This is a genomic window from Janthinobacterium sp. 67 (assembly GCF_002797895.1).
Classification (GTDB): Bacteria; Pseudomonadota; Gammaproteobacteria; order Burkholderiales; family Burkholderiaceae_D; genus Janthinobacterium.
Genome location: NZ_PGES01000001.1, coordinates 5,267,771 through 5,288,964, shown reverse-complemented (window position 1 = coordinate 5,288,964; position 21,194 = coordinate 5,267,771). Strand labels below are relative to the sequence as shown.

At 60.8% G+C, this 21,194-nt stretch carries 17 protein-coding genes; 7 read left to right on the top strand and 10 right to left on the bottom strand.

Features of this window, described 5'->3' with window-relative positions; genetic code table 11:
• The first annotated feature begins 91 nt into the window (after window positions 1-91).
• The gene (locus tag CLU90_RS23760; protein WP_092715959.1) at window positions 92-817 is read left to right on the top strand and encodes a 16S rRNA (uracil(1498)-N(3))-methyltransferase; all 726 of its coding nucleotides are present in this window, start codon (window positions 92-94) and stop codon (window positions 815-817) included.
• Window positions 818-944: 127 nt separating this feature from the next.
• Here CLU90_RS23760 and CLU90_RS23755 read toward each other — a convergent pair whose 3' ends face one another.
• Window positions 945-1,229: a TonB-dependent receptor gene (locus CLU90_RS23755; protein ID WP_232731313.1), complete on the bottom strand. Its 285-nt coding sequence runs from the start codon at window positions 1,227-1,229 to the stop codon at window positions 945-947.
• A gap of 802 nt (window positions 1,230-2,031) precedes the next feature.
• Window positions 2,032-2,223 (bottom strand): hypothetical protein, encoded by a 192-nt coding sequence (locus CLU90_RS29425; protein WP_157808885.1) that lies wholly within the window; start codon window positions 2,221-2,223, stop codon window positions 2,032-2,034.
• 166 nt (window positions 2,224-2,389) lie between these two features.
• On the opposite strand from CLU90_RS29425, the gene CLU90_RS23750 reads away from it, so the two are divergent.
• Entirely contained in the window at window positions 2,390-5,077 is a 2,688-nt protein-coding gene (locus CLU90_RS23750) for a TonB-dependent receptor (protein WP_232731312.1), read from the top strand.
• A gap of 232 nt (window positions 5,078-5,309) precedes the next feature.
• Window positions 5,310-6,941: an NAD(P)/FAD-dependent oxidoreductase gene (locus tag CLU90_RS23745; protein WP_092715953.1), complete on the top strand. Its 1,632-nt coding sequence runs from the start codon at window positions 5,310-5,312 to the stop codon at window positions 6,939-6,941.
• Window positions 6,942-7,018: 77 nt separating this feature from the next.
• Here CLU90_RS23745 and CLU90_RS23740 read toward each other — a convergent pair whose 3' ends face one another.
• From CLU90_RS23740 to glnA, 7 genes are all read right to left on the bottom strand, one after another.
• Window positions 7,019-9,781, bottom strand: coding sequence for a TonB-dependent receptor plug domain-containing protein (locus CLU90_RS23740; RefSeq protein ID WP_092715951.1), 2,763 nt, complete (start codon window positions 9,779-9,781; stop codon window positions 7,019-7,021).
• 359 nt (window positions 9,782-10,140) lie between these two features.
• A complete protein-coding gene (locus CLU90_RS23735) occupies window positions 10,141-11,514 on the bottom strand; it encodes a GAF domain-containing sensor histidine kinase (protein WP_092715949.1) in 1,374 nt (457 codons plus the stop codon).
• Between the two features lie 134 nt (window positions 11,515-11,648).
• The gene (corA, locus tag CLU90_RS23730) at window positions 11,649-12,614 is read right to left on the bottom strand and encodes a magnesium/cobalt transporter CorA (protein ID WP_034760218.1); all 966 of its coding nucleotides are present in this window, start codon (window positions 12,612-12,614) and stop codon (window positions 11,649-11,651) included.
• Between the two features lie 140 nt (window positions 12,615-12,754).
• Window positions 12,755-14,245: a nitrogen regulation protein NR(I) gene (gene ntrC / locus CLU90_RS23725; RefSeq protein WP_100429034.1), complete on the bottom strand. Its 1,491-nt coding sequence runs from the start codon at window positions 14,243-14,245 to the stop codon at window positions 12,755-12,757.
• A gap of 48 nt (window positions 14,246-14,293) precedes the next feature.
• On the bottom strand, window positions 14,294-15,382 hold the full coding sequence (gene glnL / locus CLU90_RS23720; RefSeq protein WP_100429033.1) for a nitrogen regulation protein NR(II): 1,089 nt from the start codon (window positions 15,380-15,382) through the stop codon (window positions 14,294-14,296).
• Between the two features lie 5 nt (window positions 15,383-15,387).
• A complete protein-coding gene (locus tag CLU90_RS23715; protein WP_100429553.1) occupies window positions 15,388-15,870 on the bottom strand; it encodes a DUF4124 domain-containing protein in 483 nt (160 codons plus the stop codon).
• A 183-nt stretch (window positions 15,871-16,053) separates the two neighbouring features.
• A complete protein-coding gene (gene glnA, locus CLU90_RS23710) occupies window positions 16,054-17,469 on the bottom strand; it encodes a type I glutamate--ammonia ligase (protein ID WP_092715945.1) in 1,416 nt (471 codons plus the stop codon).
• 385 nt (window positions 17,470-17,854) lie between these two features.
• Between glnA and CLU90_RS23705 the strand changes: the two genes are divergently transcribed.
• The 3 genes from CLU90_RS23705 to CLU90_RS23695 all read left to right on the top strand — a co-directional run bounded on the left by CLU90_RS23705 (window position 17,855) and on the right by CLU90_RS23695 (window position 19,104).
• Window positions 17,855-18,316 (top strand): rhodanese-like domain-containing protein, encoded by a 462-nt coding sequence (locus tag CLU90_RS23705; RefSeq protein WP_092715943.1) that lies wholly within the window; start codon window positions 17,855-17,857, stop codon window positions 18,314-18,316.
• A gap of 222 nt (window positions 18,317-18,538) precedes the next feature.
• On the top strand, window positions 18,539-18,823 hold the full coding sequence (locus tag CLU90_RS23700; RefSeq protein WP_232731311.1) for a type II toxin-antitoxin system RelE/ParE family toxin: 285 nt from the start codon (window positions 18,539-18,541) through the stop codon (window positions 18,821-18,823).
• The gene (locus CLU90_RS23695) at window positions 18,820-19,104 is read left to right on the top strand and encodes an XRE family transcriptional regulator (protein WP_092715939.1); all 285 of its coding nucleotides are present in this window, start codon (window positions 18,820-18,822) and stop codon (window positions 19,102-19,104) included. The genes CLU90_RS23700 and CLU90_RS23695 overlap by 4 nt, the downstream gene beginning before the upstream one ends.
• On the opposite strand, the gene CLU90_RS23690 is transcribed toward CLU90_RS23695, so the two are convergent.
• Window positions 19,101-20,438, bottom strand: a complete 1,338-nt coding sequence (locus tag CLU90_RS23690) for a TAXI family TRAP transporter solute-binding subunit (protein ID WP_092716203.1) — start codon at window positions 20,436-20,438, stop codon at window positions 19,101-19,103. The two genes, CLU90_RS23695 and CLU90_RS23690, sit on opposite strands and share 4 nt — an antisense overlap.
• Window positions 20,439-20,569: 131 nt before the next feature.
• On the opposite strand from CLU90_RS23690, the gene CLU90_RS23685 reads away from it, so the two are divergent.
• Complete coding sequence (locus CLU90_RS23685; RefSeq protein WP_092715937.1) at window positions 20,570-21,175, top strand: glutathione S-transferase family protein; 606 nt, start codon at window positions 20,570-20,572, stop codon at window positions 21,173-21,175.
• Window positions 21,176-21,194: the final 19 nt, after the last annotated feature.

The following is a 21,194-nucleotide window of genomic DNA, read 5'->3' as shown; positions in this document are numbered from 1 at the left end:
CACTAAAATTGCACCCTCGAGTCGCAGCCGCGCGCGCCCTACCCGCGCGCGGCGCGGCACCTCCCATTGTTTCTCTCCGCCAGGATGTTGCATGCCGCGTTTTTTCTGTCCCCAGCCACTCGCCATAGGCGCCACCATCTCTCTGCCCGACGCCGTAGCCCACCACGTCAATGTAGTGCGCCTTATGCCGGGCGAGGCCATCACCGTCTTCAACGGCGAGGGCGGCGAGTACACGGCTGTCTTGTGCAACGTCGAGAAAAAACGCGCCAACGCCGAGCTGAAGTCCCACACGGCGCGCGAAGCGGAACTGCCCTACGCCGTGACCCTGGCGCAAGCGCTGCCGGAAGCATCCAAAATGGACTGGATCATCGAAAAAGCCATCGAACTGGGCGCGGCCGGCATCGTGCCGCTGTCGGCGCAGCGCTGCGTCGTGCGCCTGTCCGCCGAGCGGGCCGAGAAAAAACTGGCTCATTGGCAAGGCATTATCGTGTCCGCCTCGGAACAATGCGGACGCAACCGCCTGGCGCAGCTGGCGCCATTGCAAGACTTCAATAGCTGGAGCGGCCAGCAAGATTTACATAAAAGCATCATCCTGACACCGCGCGCGCAGCAGTCGCTGGCCGACTGGGCCCGTCACCAGCCGCCGCAGGCGATCACGGTGATGGTGGGACCGGAAGGCGGCTTTACCGAGGCAGAAGAAAAAGCTGCCATCGCCGCTGGCGCCATCGGCCTGTCCATGGGGCCGCGCATCCTGCGCACGGAAACGGCGGGACTGACGGCGCTGGCGACGCTGAGTGCATTGTGGGGCGGCATGTAATACGCAAAAACAATAAAAAAGCGCAGCGCGGTTTCCCGCACTGCGCCAGAGCTTGCGCGTAGCAGCTACGCACAAGCACAAGCACATCATCAGGCGGCCCATTACGGCGCCGCCCTGTTCTTTCCTATTAGAACGTGTACTCGGCGCCCAGTTTCAGGGTACGTGGACGCATGGCGTAGCCGTCACGCACGTTGATAGGACGCAGCTGATCGAAGACGTTATTGATATTTGCCAGCAAACGCAGGTTGTTGAAGCCCGTGTATGCAAAGTTCAAATCCGTACGTACATCGCTGGCCACTTCGCATGGCAGATCGGCACCCTTGAGTGCGGCACGGCAACCAGCCTCGCCCAAGCTTGTGGCTTCGGTGGCGGTCTCGTTCTTGATCAGTTCCTGCTTCGAGACATAATTCACGCACACGCCGGCGCTCAATGGGCTCTTGCGCCATGCGGCACTCTGTACCGACACCAGGTGCGGGTTGCCCAGCTTGCCAATCAGGTTAGGACGGTATTTATTGGCATCGATATAGTGGCATTGCCGGTTTCAATACATTGCGCAGGACGCTAGCCGTGGCACAACGCTTAAGATCGATCTGACGGTTGTAGAAACCGGTCAGGCCCACTTTACCCAGCGTCTCTGGAATGTTCGGGGCACGGAAACCATCAGCGATCGTGCCGCGCAGCTATAGAACGTGTATGCAAGTCCCGGGATAAAGAAGCGGCCAGCAGCGCTCGCTGGATTAGCAGCGGCCGCACGCGGTCATCGTGATGATGGGGCAGGAAGAGGATTTCAGAAACAGAAGAAAAGGCAGCCCTGGCCGCCAGCGCCATCGGCCGGTCTTGGTAGGGCGCAGCGCCCCACGGCGCTGCCATTGAGCGGAAAATGCCGCGCGTCTCAATTCGCCGCCGATAATACCGGCCTGGCCGCAATGCAGAATATCACCGCACCATCTTTATCGCACAAGCATCACAAATAAGACAACAAACAAAGATAATCCGCGCATTCATAAAATGGCGGACCCGCTATTATATTTTCAGATATAGAAATAAATAAAACGACCAAGCATCGACGATTAAGCACCAATATGGTACGGCGCCGCACTCATTTGATGCGGAAACCTAATATTGCACCATGATGGCGCTTACGTCTATCGTTCTCCGACTTAGCACAAAAAAACAACGCTTTTGTTGCACTATCATCCGCCTGCGCCTCCCCATCAAGCCTGCAAACATGCGGCTTTCAGGCTAGCCGCGACGCTGCACTGCAGCAAAACGGACATGCCAAACTGAGCCTTGTGTTGTTTTTTTATATGTATTTCCACTATAAAAATTGACAGCCAAGCAGCTGCGATGGTTTCATTAACGTCTTGAAATTTTGAATACTCAAACGTTTCAAAGAAACCGTCCATGAGACGATCGATAAAATAATAGATACATATACGGCCGGCATTGCCAATACAAGGCGATCACAAGCTGCATATTCATAAAGTGAGGAGTTTTGCAATGATGGTGGAAACAGGATTATCGCGTTCTATACGTTTGATGTTTATCGGCAGCATAGCGTTCGGCATGCACATGGCCAACGCACAAACCACTGGCGAAAACATTCAAAAGGTCGAAGTGACCGGTTCGAGCATCAAGCGCGCGGAAGCCGAAACCATTTCGGTCATTCAAACGCTGACCCGCAAGGACATCGAGCAAACCGGTAAGGCATCGATCGCCGACGTCGTGCGCAGCATCTCCGCTGACAACAACGGCAGTATCAGCGGCTCCTTCACCAACGGTTTCGCCGGTAGCGCCTCAGGCGTTTCGCTGCGCGGTTTGAGCGTCAGCTCGACCCTCGTGCTGATCAATGGCCGCCGCACGGCGCCATACGGCTTCGGCGATGACGGCCAGCGCAGCTTCGTCGACTTGAACTCGATTCCCCTCGATGCCGTGGACCGCATCGACATCCTGAAAGACGGCGCTTCCGCCATTTATGGTTCCGACGCGATCGCCGGCGTGGTCAACATCATCTTGCGCCAGAACTATGTCGGCAAGACCATCTCCGCCAACGTCGGCCAGAGCGGCCACGGCGACGGCACCGTCACCAGCATCTCCGGCGCCATCGGCTTCGGTGACATGGACACCGACAAATTCAACGTCTTCGCCACCCTCGATGCGAAAAAATCGGGCGAAATCAAGCAAAGCAACCGCGACAAGTGGATCGGCCAAGCCGATGCGCGTCCATGGGGCGGCCGCGACCAGCGTGCCGGCCAGACGACCGCAGGCAACGGCGGCGGCAGCTCCTTCCTGGGCACCCTGCGTCCAATCTCGCCAAAGCTCGGCAATGTAACCAACTTGCCAGGTTCGTGCGATCCGATCAACCTCGATCCAACTGGCGGCAGCTCGAACGACAACTCGCGCGGCGGTTGCCTGTGGGATCCGGTCCAGTTCGCGACCATCCAGCCAAAGACCGAAAACGTCAACCTGTTCATGCGCGGCACCCTGGCGCTGGGCGCCAATGCGCAAGGCTACACGGAAGTGGGCATCTTCAAGTCGAAGGCCGACACCTACACCACCCCGTCCGGCCTGACCGGCGCCGGCTTTGACCTGGTCAACGCCCGTGTCAACAACACCGGCACCGGCCCGGATCAGCTGCTGATGCCAGCAAACCACCCGGACAACATCCTGGGCGTCGATGCACGTCCGCGCTGGGTCGACGCATCGCGTCCACGCGTATCGAACCTCGAAACGACCGTCACGCGTGTCCTGGCCGGCGTCAAGGGTACGTACGCCAACTGGGATTACGATACGGGCCTGATGTACGCGGAAAGCAAAACCGACCGTACGCAAACGGGCTACTACCGTACCAGCGCCCTGCGCACGGCGCTGAACAACGGCACCTTCCGCATCGGCAAGGGCGTGATCAACAGCCCTGAAGTACTGGCACTGGTATCGCCTACGCTGAGCAACTCGGGCACGACGAAGAGCACCTCGCTGGACTTCAAGGCTTCGCGCGAACTGTTCCAATTGCCAGGCGGCATGATGGGCCTCGCGCTGGGCGCCGAGTACCGCAAGGAAGAAACGAACAGCCAGTCGACGCCATACACCGACATCAACGATATCGTTGGCCTGGGCTATTCCGCTTCGCAAGGTTCGCGCAACGTCAAGGCTCTGTACGCCGAGCTCGCCGCTCCAGTCATGAAAGAGCTGGAACTGCAATTCGCGCTGCGCAGCGATGATTACTCGGACTATGGCCGCTCGACCACGCCAAAAGTCGGCTTCAAGTTCACGCCAGCATCGGCTGTGGCTTTCCGCGGTACGTATGCGGAAGGTTTCCGCGCGCCTAGCGCAGCGGAAAACGGCAACAGCGCCGTGGCGGCGTTCACCAGCATCGCCAGCGATCCAGTGCGTTGCGCCGTGACGAAACTGCCTATCGATTGCTCGTCGCAACAAGTTGGCGCGATCACCATCGGCAACAAGAACATCAAGCCGGAAACATCGAAGAGCTACAGCCTGGGCATGGTGCTTGAGCCGATCAAGAACATCAGCCTGTCGATCGACTGGTGGAAAATCGTCCGCGATGGCGAAATCAACGGCTCCGATCCTGGCGCAGTGGTCGCCAATCCAGCTGGCTACCCAGATGCGGAAATCGTTCGTGGCGAACCTACGAGCAACTTCCCAGGCCTGGCTGGTCCTATCCTGATGGTCAAAGCGCCTTACCTGAACGCAGGCAAGACCAAGACCTCCGGTATCGACCTGGATCTGCGCGGCAAGTACAACGCCGGCGAATACGGCCGCTTCAACTCGGGCGTGACGGTGACGTACATGAAGGAATTCACCCGTACCAATGCCGATGGCACGGTACTGCAATTTGCAGGCACCCACGGTGACGTCAACCTGTCCGGTAACGGCGGTACGCCGAAGACCAAAGTCCGCCTGACGCTGGGCTGGGATCAAGGTCCGGTCAACGTCACGGCCAACATGAACTACGTCAGCAGCATCAGCAACAAGAACGAAGTCAACGGCGATTGCCTGGACGTCGATGCCAACGAGGTGCCGTACAAAAACTGCCGCATCGCTTCGTTCACCACGACGGATCTGTTTGCCAAGTGGAATGTCACGAAACAATGGGAACTCACCGCGTCGATCACGAATCTGTTCGACAAGATGGCACCGCTGGACGTGCAAACCTACGGCCGCATCAACTACAACCCATCGCTGCACCAGTCGGGCGCTGTGGGCCGTTACTTCACGCTGGGCGGCCGCTACACGTTCTAATCGCCAGGCAAGATATAACAGCTAGTTAGCAAGAAAATCCGGCGGCCATGTATTGGCCGCCGGATTTTTTCTTTTCAGCCGCCTCTTTCCTGTGGCGCCCCCTCTCCCTCGCCGATACCCTGCAGATGGCCCGCAGCCGGACATGCAGGTAAAATAGCGCCTTGATGCCCTCACGCGGCACCACATACTCTCCGCTAGATACGGAGCCCGGCAATTTTTGAAAATACACACCATGTTGCGACTCAACGAAGTAAAACTCCCCCTCGAACACGACGATGCCGCCCTGCCGGCCGCCATCCTGGCCCGCCTCGGCATCGCCGCCGATGAGCTGCTCGGCTTTACCGTCTTCAAGCGCAGCTATGACGCGCGCAAGCGCAGTGCCGTGGTGTTGATTTACTCGCTGCACGTGGACGTCAAGAATGAAGCGGCCGTGCTGGCACGCCTGGTCCACGATATCCACCTGATGCCCGCGCCCGACACCGACTATAAATTCGTTGCCGGCGGCGAACAGCTGGCCGGCCACAGCAATGAACCGCGCCCCATCGTCATCGGCACCGGCCCGTGCGGCCTGTTCGTGGCGCTGATCCTGGCGCAGATGGGCTTGCGCCCCCTCATTCTGGAGCGGGGCAAACAGGTGCGCGAACGCACGGTCGACACCTTCGGCTTCTGGCGCAAGCGCGAGCTGAACCCGGAATCGAACGTGCAATTCGGCGAAGGCGGCGCCGGCACCTTCTCGGACGGCAAGCTGTATAGCCAAATCAAGGATCCCAAGCACTACGGCCGCAAGGTACTGACGGAATTCGTCAAGGCCGGCGCGCCTGAAGAAATCATGTATGTGAGCAAGCCACACATCGGTACCTTCCGCCTGGTCAAGATGGTGGAAGAAATGCGCGCCAATATCGAACGGCTGGGCGGCGAATACCGCTTCAGCAGCAAAGTGGTCGATCTCGACATCGAGCCTGGCAGCGATGGCGGCCAGGTGCGCGGCGTGGTGCTGGACAATGGCGAAATCATCGCCAGCAACCACGTCGTGCTGGCCATCGGCCACAGCGCGCGCGACACCTTCGAGATGCTGCACCGCCGCGGCGTGTACATCGAAGCGAAACCGTTCTCGATCGGCTTCCGCGTGGAACACCCGCAATCGCTGATCGACAGCTGCCGCTTCGGCCCCAGCGCCGGCCACCCGATCCTGGGCGCGGCCGACTACAAGCTCGTGCACCACGCCAGCAATGGCCGCTCCGTGTACAGCTTCTGCATGTGCCCGGGCGGCACGGTAGTGGCGGCCGCCTCGGAACCGGGCCGCCTGGTGACGAACGGCATGAGCCAGTACTCGCGCAACGAGCGCAACGCCAACAGCGCCATCGTCGTCGGCATCACGCCGGCCGACTACCCGGGCGACCCGCTGGCCGGCATCGCCCTGCAGCGCGAACTGGAAGAGCGCGCATTTGCCTTGGGTGGCGGCAACTACGATGCCCCAGGACAATTGGTCGGCGACTTCGTGGCCGGCCGCGCCTCGACGGAATTTGGCAGCGTGGTGCCGTCGTACAAACCGGCCGTGCACCTGACGGACCTGGCGCCATCCTTGCCCGAATACGCGATCACGGCTTTGCGCGAAGCATTTCCGGCGTTCAACAAGCAAATCAAGGGCTACTACAAGGCCGATGCCGTGCTGACGGGCGTGGAAACGCGCACTTCGTCGCCGATCCGCATCAAGCGCCGCGACGACGACCTGCAAAGCCTGAATACGCGGGGACTATTCCCCGCCGGCGAAGGCGCCGGCTATGCGGGCGGCATCCTGTCGGCGGCCGTCGACGGCATCAAGGTGGCCGAGGCGGTGGCCCTGTCGATGGCGGCACGGCGATAGGCCTGGCGCTCCTCGCCCTGCGGCGGAACGTAAAAAAACCGGCACTCCGTGCCGGTTTTTTTACGCCTGCGCTGCGCTTAAAACTTGTACGAAGCGTTCAGGTAGCCGGTACGGCCGCGCGGATCGTAGTAGCGATCGTCATAGCCGAATTGCTGGCCGCGGTTCGCACCGGATGTCGATGGTACGAATGGCGGACTCTTGTCGGTCAGGTTCAGCACGCCTGCGGTAAGAACCCAGCTCTTGCTCGGCGTCCATACCGTCTGCCAGTCGAGCGTTGAATAGAAGCCGACACGCATGCGGATATCTTCCTGGCCCGTCACGGCGCCGGAAGCATCAAGCACGTCGACCGTCGTTTCCTGGTCCTTGTAGCCGGACAGGAAGTTGACCGTCAGCGAATTGGCCCAGTTGTCCGTTTTCAGGGTATTCGTCCACTGGCCGCGCGTGCGGAAGGTGACAGTACCGAGCTCGGCGAAGTTACCCAGCGCAGAATAATACTGACCACCGCGCTCCAGCTGTATATCTTCGCGCAGCATCTGCGTCGCGTTCAGCTGCGAAGTGAACAGTCCGATGCCCGAGCGGTAACGGGCGCTGATATCGATATCGACACCGGTGGCGAACGACTTGCCCAAGTTCTGGTTATCGGCCAGGAAGGCCAGATACGTCTTGCCCGTGCCGACGTCCGTATTGACCCCCCACGATTTCGGATATGCGGCGGGATTGGCGAACACCAGCTGCTCGGTTAACTGGCCGAAGGAATCGCGGATCTGCACATGCCACAGGTCGGCGCCCAGGGTGATAGCGCTGATCGGCTCATAGCGGAAACCCAGTGTGGCCTGTTTCGACTTTTCCGGCTGCAGGTTGCGGTTACCGCCGGCCAGCTGGTCGTACTGGTGGTTGCCAGGCTGGCATTGCGCATTGAGGCGCGTGGCGATGGCTTGCAGGGCTGGCGTACACGTGTAATTGTCGCTGGTGACGCCATAGCCGCGTTGCAGGGCATTGACCTGTGGCACCGTTGGTGCATGGAAACCATTGCCGACGGAGCCGCGGATCAGCAAGGTAGACGCTGGCGTCCACTTGAAGCTGGCCTTGGCCGTGGTGGCGCCGCCGAAGTCCGAGAACTCGTCGAAACGCAGGGCCGCACCCAGTTCCAGTTCCTTCAACACGGGCGCGATGACTTCGCCAAAGATGCCCTTCGAGGTGCGGCTGGCGCTGTACGGCTTGCTGCTGGCCGCGTCGCCGAAACGCTGATCACACTCCAGCCCCGTCGTGCCGCCGCACAAGGTGCCCTTCACAGGGTCTGCCAGGATGCCTTGCGCAAACGGACTCGGTTTCGAGGAGAATTCCTCGCGGTTGATGTTCGCGCCCATGCCCAACATCATCGCACCGCCCGCCAGGCGCCGCAGTTCCGTCGAGCCATTCAGGTTAATCGTTTGCAGGCGCGACGTGCCGCCGTCCCAATAGCCGGTAAACGTGGCCGCCTTGATGGCGTCCTGCGCCGCGGTGGACTGCTTGCCCGGACCGACGAAGGGATCGAGCAAACCGCTCGCCGTGAGGTTGCTGACGGCGAGCGCGCCAGGATAACCGGAAATACTGCCTTTTACGCGGCTTTCCGAAAAGTTGTAGGATGCGTTGTAATCCCAACCGGCAGCCATGCCGCGCGTCCCCACCACCACGCTGGCGAAGTCGGCCGTATCCTTCGAGGTGCGCTGTCCCATGTCGAACAGGCGATAGGTCGCCACGCTGTTATCGGCAATACCGATTGGCAACAAATATTTGTCATGCAGCGGCGTCCCCTTATCGATGGATATCTCGCCCGGCACGGGGGCGATACGCGAAGTCTGCTTGGTGCGCGACAACAGAACGTCGGCATACACTTCCTGTCCGGCGATCTTGAACGTGCCCGATGCCATGAAATTGTCGCGCTTGCGTTCCGGATAGATCTCCAAGTCTTTTACAAAATCATAACCGCAGTAGTCATTCAACCGCGGGGTGCCATCCGGGTCTGCATACGGTTCCAGCACGCGGAAAGTCTTGGCGGGGCAGGAGCCGGTGGTTTTTTGATATGGACTGATCAGCTGGCCATTGTCATCGACGGCGTTGGCGGGAATCGGGCTGACCGAGGACTGCTGCTTCTGATAGCGTTTGCCGTTGGCCGAGAACTGTACCTGGCCCGTACTGGCGAACGAGCGGTCAACCGAGCTCAGCTTGTCACGCTCATCGTGACCAAAGGTCAGCACCACGTTGTAGCCATCGTCTTCCAGGTTGCCGAAGCCCTTGGTGGCGCTGAGGCGTTTCTCGCGTGCACCATTTTTCGGCGCGGAATAGCCGATGGTCACATCGCCCATTGTCGTATCGTGTTTGGTAATGAAGTTGACCACGCCAGCGATGGCATCGGCGCCGTACAGGGCGGAGGCGCCGTCGGTCAACAGTTCCACACGTTCGATGGCCGAGATGGGAATGGAATTCAAATCGAAGCCGGCCGCAAAACCCGTCAGCGTCTGTCCGCCGAACTGGGCCAGGCGCTTGCCGTTCAGCAAGACCAAAGTGCGCGTCTCACCCACGTTGTGCACAGAAATACCGGAAAAACCAAAGGTGCTACCGCCAACTGAAGAACTTTCCGTCGTGGCCCCCTGGGCGGAAGACAGTTTTTTGACCAGATCGGTGACCGATGTGGCGCCCGAAGTGCGGATGGCTTCGGCTGTCAGCACGGTGACAGGCAAGGCACCTTCGGCGGCGATGCGCTTGATCGACGAGCCAGTCACTTCCACGCGCTGTATCTGCGCATCTTGTGCATCTTGTGCCACTGCGGACTGCGAAGCGACGGACAAGGCCGCTGCCATGCCGCCGGCACAGACAACGCGAACGGCACGGGAGATGACGGTTTCTTTAAGCATAGTGAACCCTTTTAAGTTGTAATTTATTAAGTATCGGATCAACTATCCGGACTTCAATCATTCAATCAAGGTGTTGCACTGCAGGTTTTAAGGTCGAGAATCCAGAAATGACATTGCAATGGTCGCATGGCAAAAAAGACGGATGCCAGCTAACTGAAAGTTAGCTAGACAACTGCATAGAATCACGGGGACATTCCAGGTGTCAACAGAACTCACGAGGTGTATGGCGTCCATACAACATTGTGAAAATAAAAAGATAAATCCAGGTAGGTATTCCACCAAATATTGTGCAGCAGCAGGTGAGATCAATGCGCCAGCGGCAACCTGATCTGTATATGACAGCCGGGAGTGCAGTCGATGGCGCACACCTGGCCGCCCAGTTGCTGCACGATGGTGTAGACGATGTGCATGCCCAGGCCGGAGCCGCCCTGGCCACGCTTGGTGGTGAAAAACGGTTCAAACATGTGTTCGCGCACGGCCGGTGCCAGGCCGATGCCGTCGTCGGCAAAATCCAGCAGCAGCCAGCGCGCTTGCGCGTCATCGCCATCCGCCTCGATGCGCGCGCGTATCGTGATGCGCCCTGGTCCGCCCTGCGGATAGCCGTGGCGAGCACTGTTCATCAAGAGGTTCGAGAGGATCTGCGACAGCTTGCCGGCCGCCAGGCGCACCTGGCAATCGGGCGCGATATCGAGTTCCACGCCCAGCGCCGCCTTGCGCAGTTCCGGGCTGTGCGCCGATACCAGGCCGTGCACATAGTCGTGCAACGCCAGATCGGCCACGTATTCGCTGACCTGGTCTACGGCCAGCTGCTTGAAGTTGCCGATCAGGTCGGCGGCGCGCGCCAGGTTGCGTTCGATCAGGGCGGCCGCGCCTTTCAAGGATTCGGCAATGTCGACCAGTTCGGCGCGGCTGACCTTGGCGCCGCCCAGCAGTTGCACCAGCTGGTCTGCATAGCTGCCCATGCTCGACGCCGCCGTCAGCGCCACGCCGATGGGTGTATTGACTTCATGCGAGACACCGGCCACGAGCGAACCGAGGGCCGCCATCTGCTCCTGCTCGATCAGGTTGGCCTGCGCCGCCAGCAGCGACTCGGTGCGCACGCGCACGATCTCTTCCAGCTGCTGGGTACGCTCCTGGTGCTGCAGCTCGGCTGCGCCGCGGGCCGAGAAGATCGACAGAAGCAACAGCGCCAGCAAGCGCTTGTTTTCATCGATGGGCCGCGTGTCGATGGCCGACAGGATGCCCAGGGTCTTGCCATCGGTATCGATCAGCGGCATGCCGACATAACTTTCCGCCTGCATGTCGACGAGGAGGCTATCGAATGGAAAGCGACGCTGGATATCGCTGCCGTGAAAACACATGCTCTGGCAGGTCACGTCCTGGCAAGGCGTGTGCTGCAGGCTGTATTCGATATTCGGCTGGTAGTCGCCGCCGCCCCACAGGGCCAGGGTGCGGATGCCTTCGCTGCCATCGTCCATGCGCACCAGCCGCCCGGCGATCACATAGTGCACGTCGAGCGCTTCGGCCAGGTCCTTGACGAGGATGCGCAGGAAGTCGTCGCCGCGGGCGTGCGCCGTCGAGGCGGTGATCGAGCGCAGGGCCGCCTCCGCCAGGGTGCGACGCTGCTCGGCATCGAACAGGGGTTCTTGCGAATTCACATCAAACAACGGAATACTCATGAATGCTCCTGCGCGGCACGGAAAGCGCAGGCACGGCTGCCGGCGCGGCGATCCTCAGCAAAGGTCCGGGTTAACGGACTTGCCGCGATTGTACCCCTGGCTATTGTTTAATAATACAGATACACAGGAATTTTTTATAGCCAGCCGGAACGCTTGAACAAGTAATACATATAGCCGCAGACACAGCTCATCACTGCCACGGCGGCCGGATAGCCATAATGCCAGTCCAATTCCGGCATGAACTTGAAGTTCATGCCCCAGATGCCGGCAAACGCCGTGAACACGGCGAAGATGGCGGCCCAGGCCGCCAGTTGCTTGTTCACTTCGCTCTCGTCGATGGCCACCATCGACAGATTGACCTGGATGGCCGTGCTGATCGTGTCGCGGATGGTGTCGAGCGTGCCGTTGATGCGCGCCAGGTGGTCGTGCACGTCGCGGAAATACTCCTGGGTATCGTGGCACAGCGGCGGCACCCGCCCGCCGTGCAGCTTGCCCACCGCTTCCATCAGGGGTGCCACCACGTGGCGCAAGACCATGACCTTGCGTTTCAATTGATACAGCCGTTCGATATTGTCGCGCTCGGTGCCACGGTCGAAGATGCGGTCCTCGATCAATTCCAGTTCCGATTCGAGCGCGTCGAGCACGGGGAAGTAGCGGTCGACGACGGCGTCCATCAGCGCGTACAGCACGAAGGCCGAGCCCTGGCGCAGCAGATGCGGTTCGCGCTCGGCACGCGCGCGCACGCCGAGGAAGCCTTGCGAGCTGTTGCTGCGCGACGAAAGCACGTAATTGGCGCCGACAAAAATGTCGACTTCGCCCAGCACCAGTTCGTTCTCGACCATTTCCACGGTTTTCACGACGGCAAACAGGGAATCGCCATATTCCTCGATCTTCGGGCGCTGGTGGCCCCGCTGGGCATCCTCGACAGCCAATTCGTGCAGGCAAAACTCGTGCTGCATCTGTTTCAGCTCGTCCGGCGTGGCGTCGAGCAGGGCCACCCAGACGAAACAATCGGGGCGTTCGACATAATCGCTGATATCGTCGATCGGCAAGTCGGCCAGTTTTTTGCCATCCTGGTAGGCCACGCAGTTTATGAGCATGCTATTCCACAGTTCAAGTTAACACCGGACGAAACAGTCCGGCAGGCGCTAGCTTACCTTATCGCCTGCTGTGGGTGGTGTGGCGTGCGAGAAACGCCAGGAGGGGAAGCGGACGGGACCAAGCCCCGTCCGGACGCGAATCAGTCGTCCTTGGCGCCGTCGATGCCCAGTTCCGATATCTTGCGGGTGATGGTGTTGCGGCCGATGCCCAGGCGCACGGCGGCGTCGTTCTTGCGCCCATGCGTATGCTTGAGCGCCGTCTTGATCAGGGCCGACTCGAATTGCCGACCCAGCACGGCCATGACTTCCTGCTGCCCCGCGCCCAGCATGCCGGCCGCCTGCAGTTCCAGCAAGCCGATCCAGCCCGGCGGCGCGCCGTTGGCAGGCGCGGCCGCCTCGAATACCTGGCCGCCGTGCGGCTGGGCAACGGCCGCCGGCGCAGCCTCGCCCGCCGCCGTGGTCGCCGCGCCATCGCCCTGCCCCTGCGTCAATTCCAGCGGCAAATCCTTGATTTCCACCGTCTGGCCCGGCGCCATGACGGTAATCCAGTTGCACAGGTTTTCCAGCTGGCGCACATTGCCTGGCAAGTCGAGGCTGCTCAAGAACTGCATCGTCGGTTCGCTCATGCGCTTGGCTTCCACGCCCAGCTGGCGCGCGCTTTGCACCAGGAAGTGGCGCACCAGGATGGGGATATCCTCGCGCCGCTCCCTCAAACTGGGCAGGCGCAGGCGGATCACGTTCAGGCGGTGATACAAGTCTTCGCGGAACAGGCCGTCGCGCACGCGCTGTTCGAGGTTCTGGTGCGTGGCCGTAATGACGCGCACGTTCGCCTTCATGGGCTGGTGGCCGCCGACGCGGTAGAAATGGCCGTCGGACAGCACGCGCAGCAAGCGTGTCTGCAGGTCGAACGGCATGTCGCCGATTTCATCGAGGAACAAGGTGCCGTTCTCGGCCTGCTCGAAGCGGCCCCGGCGCGTCGTCTGCGCACCCGTGAAGGCACCGCGTTCGTGGCCGAACAGTTCGGACTCGAGCAAATCCTTCGGGATCGCCGCCGTATTCAGCGCAATGAAAGGCTGGGCCGCGCGCGGGCTGTGTTTGTGCAGCGCGCGCGCCACGAGTTCCTTGCCGGAACCGGATTCGCCCGTGATCAGCACCGTCACGTTCGATTGCGACAAACGGCCGATGGCGCGGAAGACTTCCTGCATGGCCGGCGCCTGGCCGAGGATTTCCGGCGTTTCCGACGGGCCCGACTCGATGCTCGTCTCGCGCAGGCTTTCTTCCAGCGCACGGCGGATCAGCTCGACAGCCTTGTCGATGTCGAAAGGCTTGGCCAGGTATTCGAAGGCGCCGCCCTGGAAGGCCGCGACGGCCGAATCAAGGTCGGAAAAGGCCGTGATGATGATGACTGGCAAGCCGGGAAAGCGCGACTTGACCGTCTGCAGCAATTCCAGGCCGGACGCGCCCGGCATGCGGATATCGGACACGAGCACTTGCGGCGTGTCAAATTCCAGCGCGGCGATGGCGTCGCGCGCATTGGCAAAACTCTTGGTGGCGAGATTTTCCCGCGCCAGGGCTTTTTCCAGCACCCAGCGTATTGATTCGTCGTCGTCAACTATCCAGATTGGCTTCATTAGTGTGTGCGTCCCGCAATGGATTTCATGGGTGGGATACCGCCTCGCTTATGGCAAGGGTAGAACGATCCTGAAATCGGTGTATCCAGGCCGGCTTTCGCACTCGATCACGCCCAGGTGCTGTTGCACGAAGGTTTGCGCCAAGGTCAGCCCCAGTCCGCTGCCGCCTTCCCTGCCCGACACCAGCGGGTAGAAAATCCGGTCGCGGATCTGGGGTGCGATGCCCGGTCCATTGTCAATGATATGCAAGTCTAATGCCAGGTTGTAGCGGACCTTGGCCAAAGTCACCTGGCGCGCCACGCGGGTCTTGAAAATGAGCTCCGCATCGCCCGCCTCGATGCGCTCGGCCAGCGCCTGCGCCGCATTGTGCGCGATGTTGAGCACGGTCTGTATCAGTTGCTCCTTGTCGCCGCGAAACTCGGGAATCGACGCATCGTAATCGCGTGAGATGGTCAGGCCGCTGGGAAACTCGGCCAGGATCAGGCTGCGCACGCGCTCGCACACTTCGTGGATATTCACGTCGCCCACGATGTGCGGGCGGCGGTGCGGCGCCAGCAGCCGGTCGACCAGGGTTTGCAGGCGGTCCGCCTCCTTGATGATCACTTGCGTGTACTCGCGCAGCTCGCTCAGGTGCAGGGCCGGCAATTCCAGCTCCAGCAGCTGGGCCGCGCCGCGGATGCCGCCCAGCGGATTCTTGATTTCATGCGCCAGGTTGCGGATCAGCTCCTTGTTGACCTGGCTCTGGTCGAGGATGCGCTCTTCGCGGTCGAGTTTGAGCTGCTGCACGTTCTCGCGCAGCTCGATCAGCACGCCGTCGCGCGGCGCGTCGAGCGCGCTGACGATGCTGTGCACGCGCAGCGGCTCGCGTCCCAGGCGTTCCAGAGTCAGGTCCTGGCGCAAGTCGGAAAATTTATGTTCGAGCGCCTGCGCGCAAATGCCGGCCAGCTCGTCTGGATTCAAGAACAGCGCCGTCAGCTTTTGCCGCGACAGGGCCTTCAATGAGCTTTCCAGCAGGTTTTCCGCCGCCGCGTTGGCATAGCTGATGCGGCCGTCGCCGTCGAGCAGGATCACGGCCGAAGCGAGCAAATCAAGGCCGGCCAGGTGGGCGGGACGGCTGGAATGGTTGTCTAGTGTCATATGCTTTACCGAATATTCGCGATCTCGCGTTTCAGGGCCTCGACGTTCTGCTGTGTCCGGCTAATGTTGTCCTTCAACTGCGCCACTCTTTCCTGGTATTTCGCGTAATTGCGCTCGTTGCCCAGGCGCTCGGGCTGGCCGCCATTGAATTCCAGGCGCTGCGCCGCCAGCTTCTGTTCTTCGCTGCGCAATTCGTCCTGCAGGATCTGGCGCCGGTCCAGGTCGCGCGCGCGCTGCTCGGCGCCATCGACCTTGGGAAACGCGCCGGCGGCAGGCGCCGCCGTGGCCGCAGCCTGCGTGGCCGGTCGGGCCGGTGTGCCGGCCAGCGGCGCCGTCTTGCGTGGCGGCTCCGTCATGGCGCCAGGCAAATCGAGCAGCTGGCAATGCGCGCCAGCCCGCTTGTCCGTGTACGTCTTGTGTCCTTGCGCATCGGCGCACACATACAACTGCCCGTGCGCCTGTGCCGCCGCGCCCAGCAATCCTGCCATCAGCGCCATTCTGTAATGCTTGGTCAATCTTCACTCCTGTCGGCGCGTGCCGCATCGTTCCTGGGCCGACTATACAACACCGCAGTATCACCGCATTGGCGCATGGCATAAAAAAACGCGGGCAAGACCATCGCCTCACCCGCGTTTCTTATTCACTACCGGCACATTGCCGGCGTGGCGCCATTACAGCGAGTAGTACATGTCGAACTCGGCAGGATGCGTGGTCATGCGCATGCGCTGTACGTCCTGCATTTTCAGTTCCAGGTAAGCATCGATCATGGAATCGCTGAACACGCCGCCGCGGGTCAGGAACTCGCGGTCCTTGTCCAGGGCGTCCAGTGCTTCTTCCAGCGAAGCGCACACGGTCGGGATCAGTGCGTCTTCTTCCGGTGGCAGATGGTACAGATCTTTCGAGGCGGCTTCGCCCGGATGGATCTTGTTGGCAACGCCGTCCAGGCCAGCCATCAGCAGTGCGGCGAAGCACAGGTACGGGTTTGCCAGTGGATCCGGGAAGCGCGCTTCGACGCGGCGGCCTTTTGGATTGGCCACGTGCGGGATACGGATCGAGGCGGAACGGTTTTTCGCCGAGTACGCCAGTTTCACCGGCGCTTCGTAGCCTGGTACCAGACGCTTGTACGAGTTGGTGCCCGGGTTGGTGATCGCGTTCAATGCCTTTGCGTGCTTGATGATGCCGCCGATGTAGTACAGGGCGAAATCGGACAGGCCGGCATAGCCGTCGCCGGCGAACAGGTTTTTGCCATCTTTCCATACGGATTGATGCACGTGCATGCCCGAACCGTTGTCGCCAACGATAGGTTTCGGCATGAAGGTGGCGGTCTTGCCGTAGCTGTGCGCCACGTTCCACACCACGTATTTCAGGTTTTGCGTCCAGTCGGCGCGCTCGACCAGGGTCGAGAACTTGGTGCCGATTTCATTCTGGCCGGCGCCGGCCACTTCGTGGTGATGTACCTCAACCGGGATGCCCAGCGATTCCAGGATCAGGCACATTTCCGAACGCATGTCCTGGAAGCTGTCCACTGGTGGCACGGGGAAGTAGCCGCCCTTGACGGTAGGACGGTGGCCGCTGTTGCCGCCTTCGATGTCCTTGCCGGTCGACCACGAACCTTCGTCCGAACCGATCTTGACGAAGCAGCCCGACATGTCGATCTTCCAGCGCACGTTGTCGAAGATGAAGAATTCTGGCTCAGGGCCGAAGTAGGCGGTGTCGCCCATGCCCGACGATTTCAGGTAGGCTTCGGCGCGTTTCGCGATCGAGCGCGGGTCGCGGTCGTAGCCCTTGCCGTCCGACGGTTCGATCACGTCGCACTGCATGAACAAGGTCGTTTCTTCCATGAACGGGTCGATATTGGCCGTGTTTGGATCCGGCAGCAAGATCATGTCGGACGCTTCGATACCTTTCCAGCCAGCGATCGAAGAACCGTCAAAGGCGTGGCCCGACTCGAATTTGTCCATGTCGAAGTGCGACACGGGTACCGTCACGTGCTGCTCTTTACCACGGGTATCAGCAAAGCGGAAATCAACGAATTTGACTTCGTTTTCTTCTACCATCTTCAAGACTTCTGCGGCTGTCATTGCCATGCGTATCTCCTAAATGAATGTGGGGTGAGCCGACCTTAGTGCGTCTGGGCTGATGAAGCGAAGCAAACATTGCGTGCCACCAAAACTCATAAGGATCATAGCAGATTCCATGCCAGCTTCTGGAGGGATGTGGACTCCAAGGTCAAAACCCGGCCATCCCAGTGTAAGTTTTCATGCCTGCGATTTTCCTGCTGCGTTTGCGTCAAATCAAGAATGCACTATGCAAGTGCAAAAAACGAATAACGCACCATTATCGTGCATTTTATGCGCATTCCTGAAAAACGCCTCGTTGTGGTGCATGTGCCGCGCACCGTGGTTTCCCGTTTGCGGGGCGCGGACGGCGCACTATAATCGACCATACCTGCCCACTTTCATCGAGGACGCCATGACCACCGCCGCCGACATCCTGACCACCGCCCGCAGCCGGGCCAATGAAGGTACGCCGTATGCCGGCGCCGTCACGCCGCAGGAAGCGTATGACTTGCTGCAGGGCGATCCCGCCGTCAAGCTCATCGATGTGCGCACGAATGCCGAGCGCGACTGGGTCGGCCGGGTCGATATCGCCGATACCCAGCATGGCGCGGTGCAATGGGCCACCTATCCGGGTGGCGTGCCCAATCCCGACTTCCTCGCGCAGCTGGCCGCCCAGGCCGGCAAGAACGAGGTGCTGCTGTTCCTGTGCCGCTCCGGCGTGCGTTCGCGCCACGCGGCCAAGCTGGCGACCGAGCACGGCTACCTGAACTGCTTCGACATCCTCGAAGGTTTTGAAGGCGACAAGGATGCCGACGGCCACCGCAAGCAGATCGGCGGCTGGTGCAAGGCGGGGCTGCCGTGGCTGGGCGCCTGACGCTGGCAGCCTGATTATCTGAACCGTGTTTGATCTGGCGGGCCACCCTGCGGTCCGCCATCGGCTACAACCATCCATGCGCGCCCGATTTTTTCAATTGCGGCGCAAATTCTCCTTGCGAATATGTACCTTATATAGTACAACGCAGAGGTGCGTCATGGATGCTTCCGGCTTGCGGCAGATTACCCTGCGTTCTATGCGAACGGCAATGGCGGCGAACCCGTGCGCGACTGGCTCAAATCGTTGCCCATCGAAGAGCGCCATGTGATCGGACAAGACTTGATGCATGCGCAATGGCGCTGGCCCGTGGGCATGCCCTTGTGCCGCCATCTGGGGCAAGGCTTGTCGGAGGTACGCAGCAGCCTGCCCGGCAACCGCATCGCGCGCGTGCTGATCTGCCATCACGGCGACTGCCTGGTGGCGCTGCACGGCTTTATCAAGAAAACCCGCGCCACGCCCGACGATGACCTGGCGCTGGCCCGCAAACGCTACAAGGAATTGACATGAACGCCACCGCTTCGCACCTAGGCAGCAGTCTCGACGACTTCCTCAAGGAAGAAGGCATTTTCGAGCAAACGCAAAACCGCGCCATCAAGGAAGTGATCGCCTGGCAACTGACGCAGGCGATGCAGGAACAATCGATGTCGAAGACGCGCATGGCGGCTCTGCTGCAGACGAGCCGCTCGCAGCTCGACCGCCTGCTTGATCCCGGCAGCGACGTAACACTGTCCACGCTGGAGCGGGCAGCGGCGCTGCTGGGGCGCAAGCTGTCCGTTACCCTCGTTTAAGCCACCTCGGGGTGTTCGCCCATCAGGGTCAGGATGCGCTTGCGCACGAAATTGATATGGCTGCGCAAGCCATATAAACCATCGGCAAACGACAATGGAATCGAGATCTGGTTGACCATCTCCTCGATCTGGTCCAGCCGCTTCAGTTGTTCCGCATACACTTGCGCGCGCTGCTCTGGCGGCACGTCTTCCAGCGCCTGCTCCACCGTGCGCAACTGGCCATACCAGCGGTACACGCGCGAGCGGATACGCCACACGTAGAGCGGCGGCACGACGCGCGACAGGGGCAAGATCAAGGCACCGAGCGCCACCACCAGCACCCACATGCGGTCAAAGAAATTGGCCAGCCAGAAGCTCATGTAGCGCTGCAGCACGGGTGCGCCATCCTTGTAGAATTTCAACGCTTCGGGCGCCACGGGAATTTCCGTGTAGCGCGCGGACGGGAATTGCCCCTGCTGCTGGAACCAGCCGGTGCCGCCGTGGATGCGGGCCGCTGCCTGCACGAACAGGTCGACGAGGGCCGGATGCAAGTCTTCGCGCGCAACCAGGGTGGCCGTCGGCGCGATCAAATGATAATCCTGCGCGGGAATGTTCTGCCCCAGGTCGACTATGCCGCGCGGCAAGACGACGTGCGTGAGGAAAGGCAGGCGCCGCGTGTAGGCTTCCGCCTGCGAAAAATCAAACAGCTTGATACCCGGCGTTTGCAGCAGCATCTGGATCAGCGGCGCTTCCGGCGCCGAGCTGAACACGAGGCCGTCGATGCGTCCTTCCAGCAGCTCCACCGTGGCGGGCGTATTTTGCAGGTCGCTCACCGTCAAGTCCTTCGCTTCCACGCCATTGACGGACAGCAACTGTCGGAACAGGCTGGGCACGCCCGTGCCTTCCGGCCCCAGGTTGATCTTCATGCCCTTCAACTGCGTCATTTCCGTCACCATCTTGTCTTCGCGCATGAACAGCCAGACGGGTTCCGTAAACAGGCTGCCCAGCGAAATCAGGCCATGCCGCTCGGCATCGGCGTGTTCCGTCGAGCCGCTTTGCACGAAGGCGATATCGGTCTTGCCCGCGTTCAGGCGCTGCAGGTTTTCCTGCGACCCCAGCGATGGCTGCAAGGTCACCTTGATGCCGTGCTTGGCCAAGGTGGCCGCATATTTTTTACCGAACTCTTCATAGGCGCTATTGTCCTGCCCCGTCGACAGGCTCACCTGGCGCGGCGGCGCCGGGTCGACCAGCCAGTAAGCGAGCGCGCAAACGGCGCCGACCAGCAGCAAGGTGGGACCGGCGGTGGCGAGGAAATCGCGCACGGAAAAGCGGCTGAACGCGAGGATTTTGGACATGTGGTGGCGCATAGGTTTCATGGGTGGCTACGATGCCAAGAAAAGCTCAACTATGCAAGGCACTTTCGCAAGCGCGGCGTGGCCAAATCCGCTACAGTGGCAGATCAACCACCTGCCCTCCGGAGCCCCGCATGCTGAAAATTCTTGGAAAAGCCGCCTCGATCAATGTCCGCAAAGTCCTGTGGACGTGCGAGGAAATCGACCTGCCCTACGAACGCGAAGACTGGGGCAGCGGCTTTCGCAGCACCGACGACCCCGCCTTCCTGGCCTTGAACCCGAACGCCATGGTGCCCGTGCTGCTCGATGGCGACCTGGTGCTGTGGGAATCGAACACGATTTGCCGCTACCTGTGCGCCCAGGCGGGCCGCGACGACTTGCTGCCAAGCACGCCCCGCGCCCGCGCGGAAGTGGAAAAATGGATGGACTGGCAAATGGGCGATTTGAACAACAGCTGGCGCTACGCCTTCATGTCGCTCGTGCGCCAGAGCCCGGCGCATCAGGACGCGGCGCAACTGGCGGCCGGCATTGCCGGATGGAACAAGATGATGGGCGTGCTGGAACAGCAACTGCAGCGCACGGGCGCCTTCGTCTGCGGCGAACAATTTACCTTGGCCGATATCGTGCTGGGCCTGTCCGTCAAGCGCTGGCTGATGGCGCCCATGCAACGTCCCGCGTATCCGGCCATCGCCGCCTACCATGCGCGGCTGGCGGACAAGACGGCCGTGTTTGCCGGTTAAAAAAAACGCCGGCGTGAAC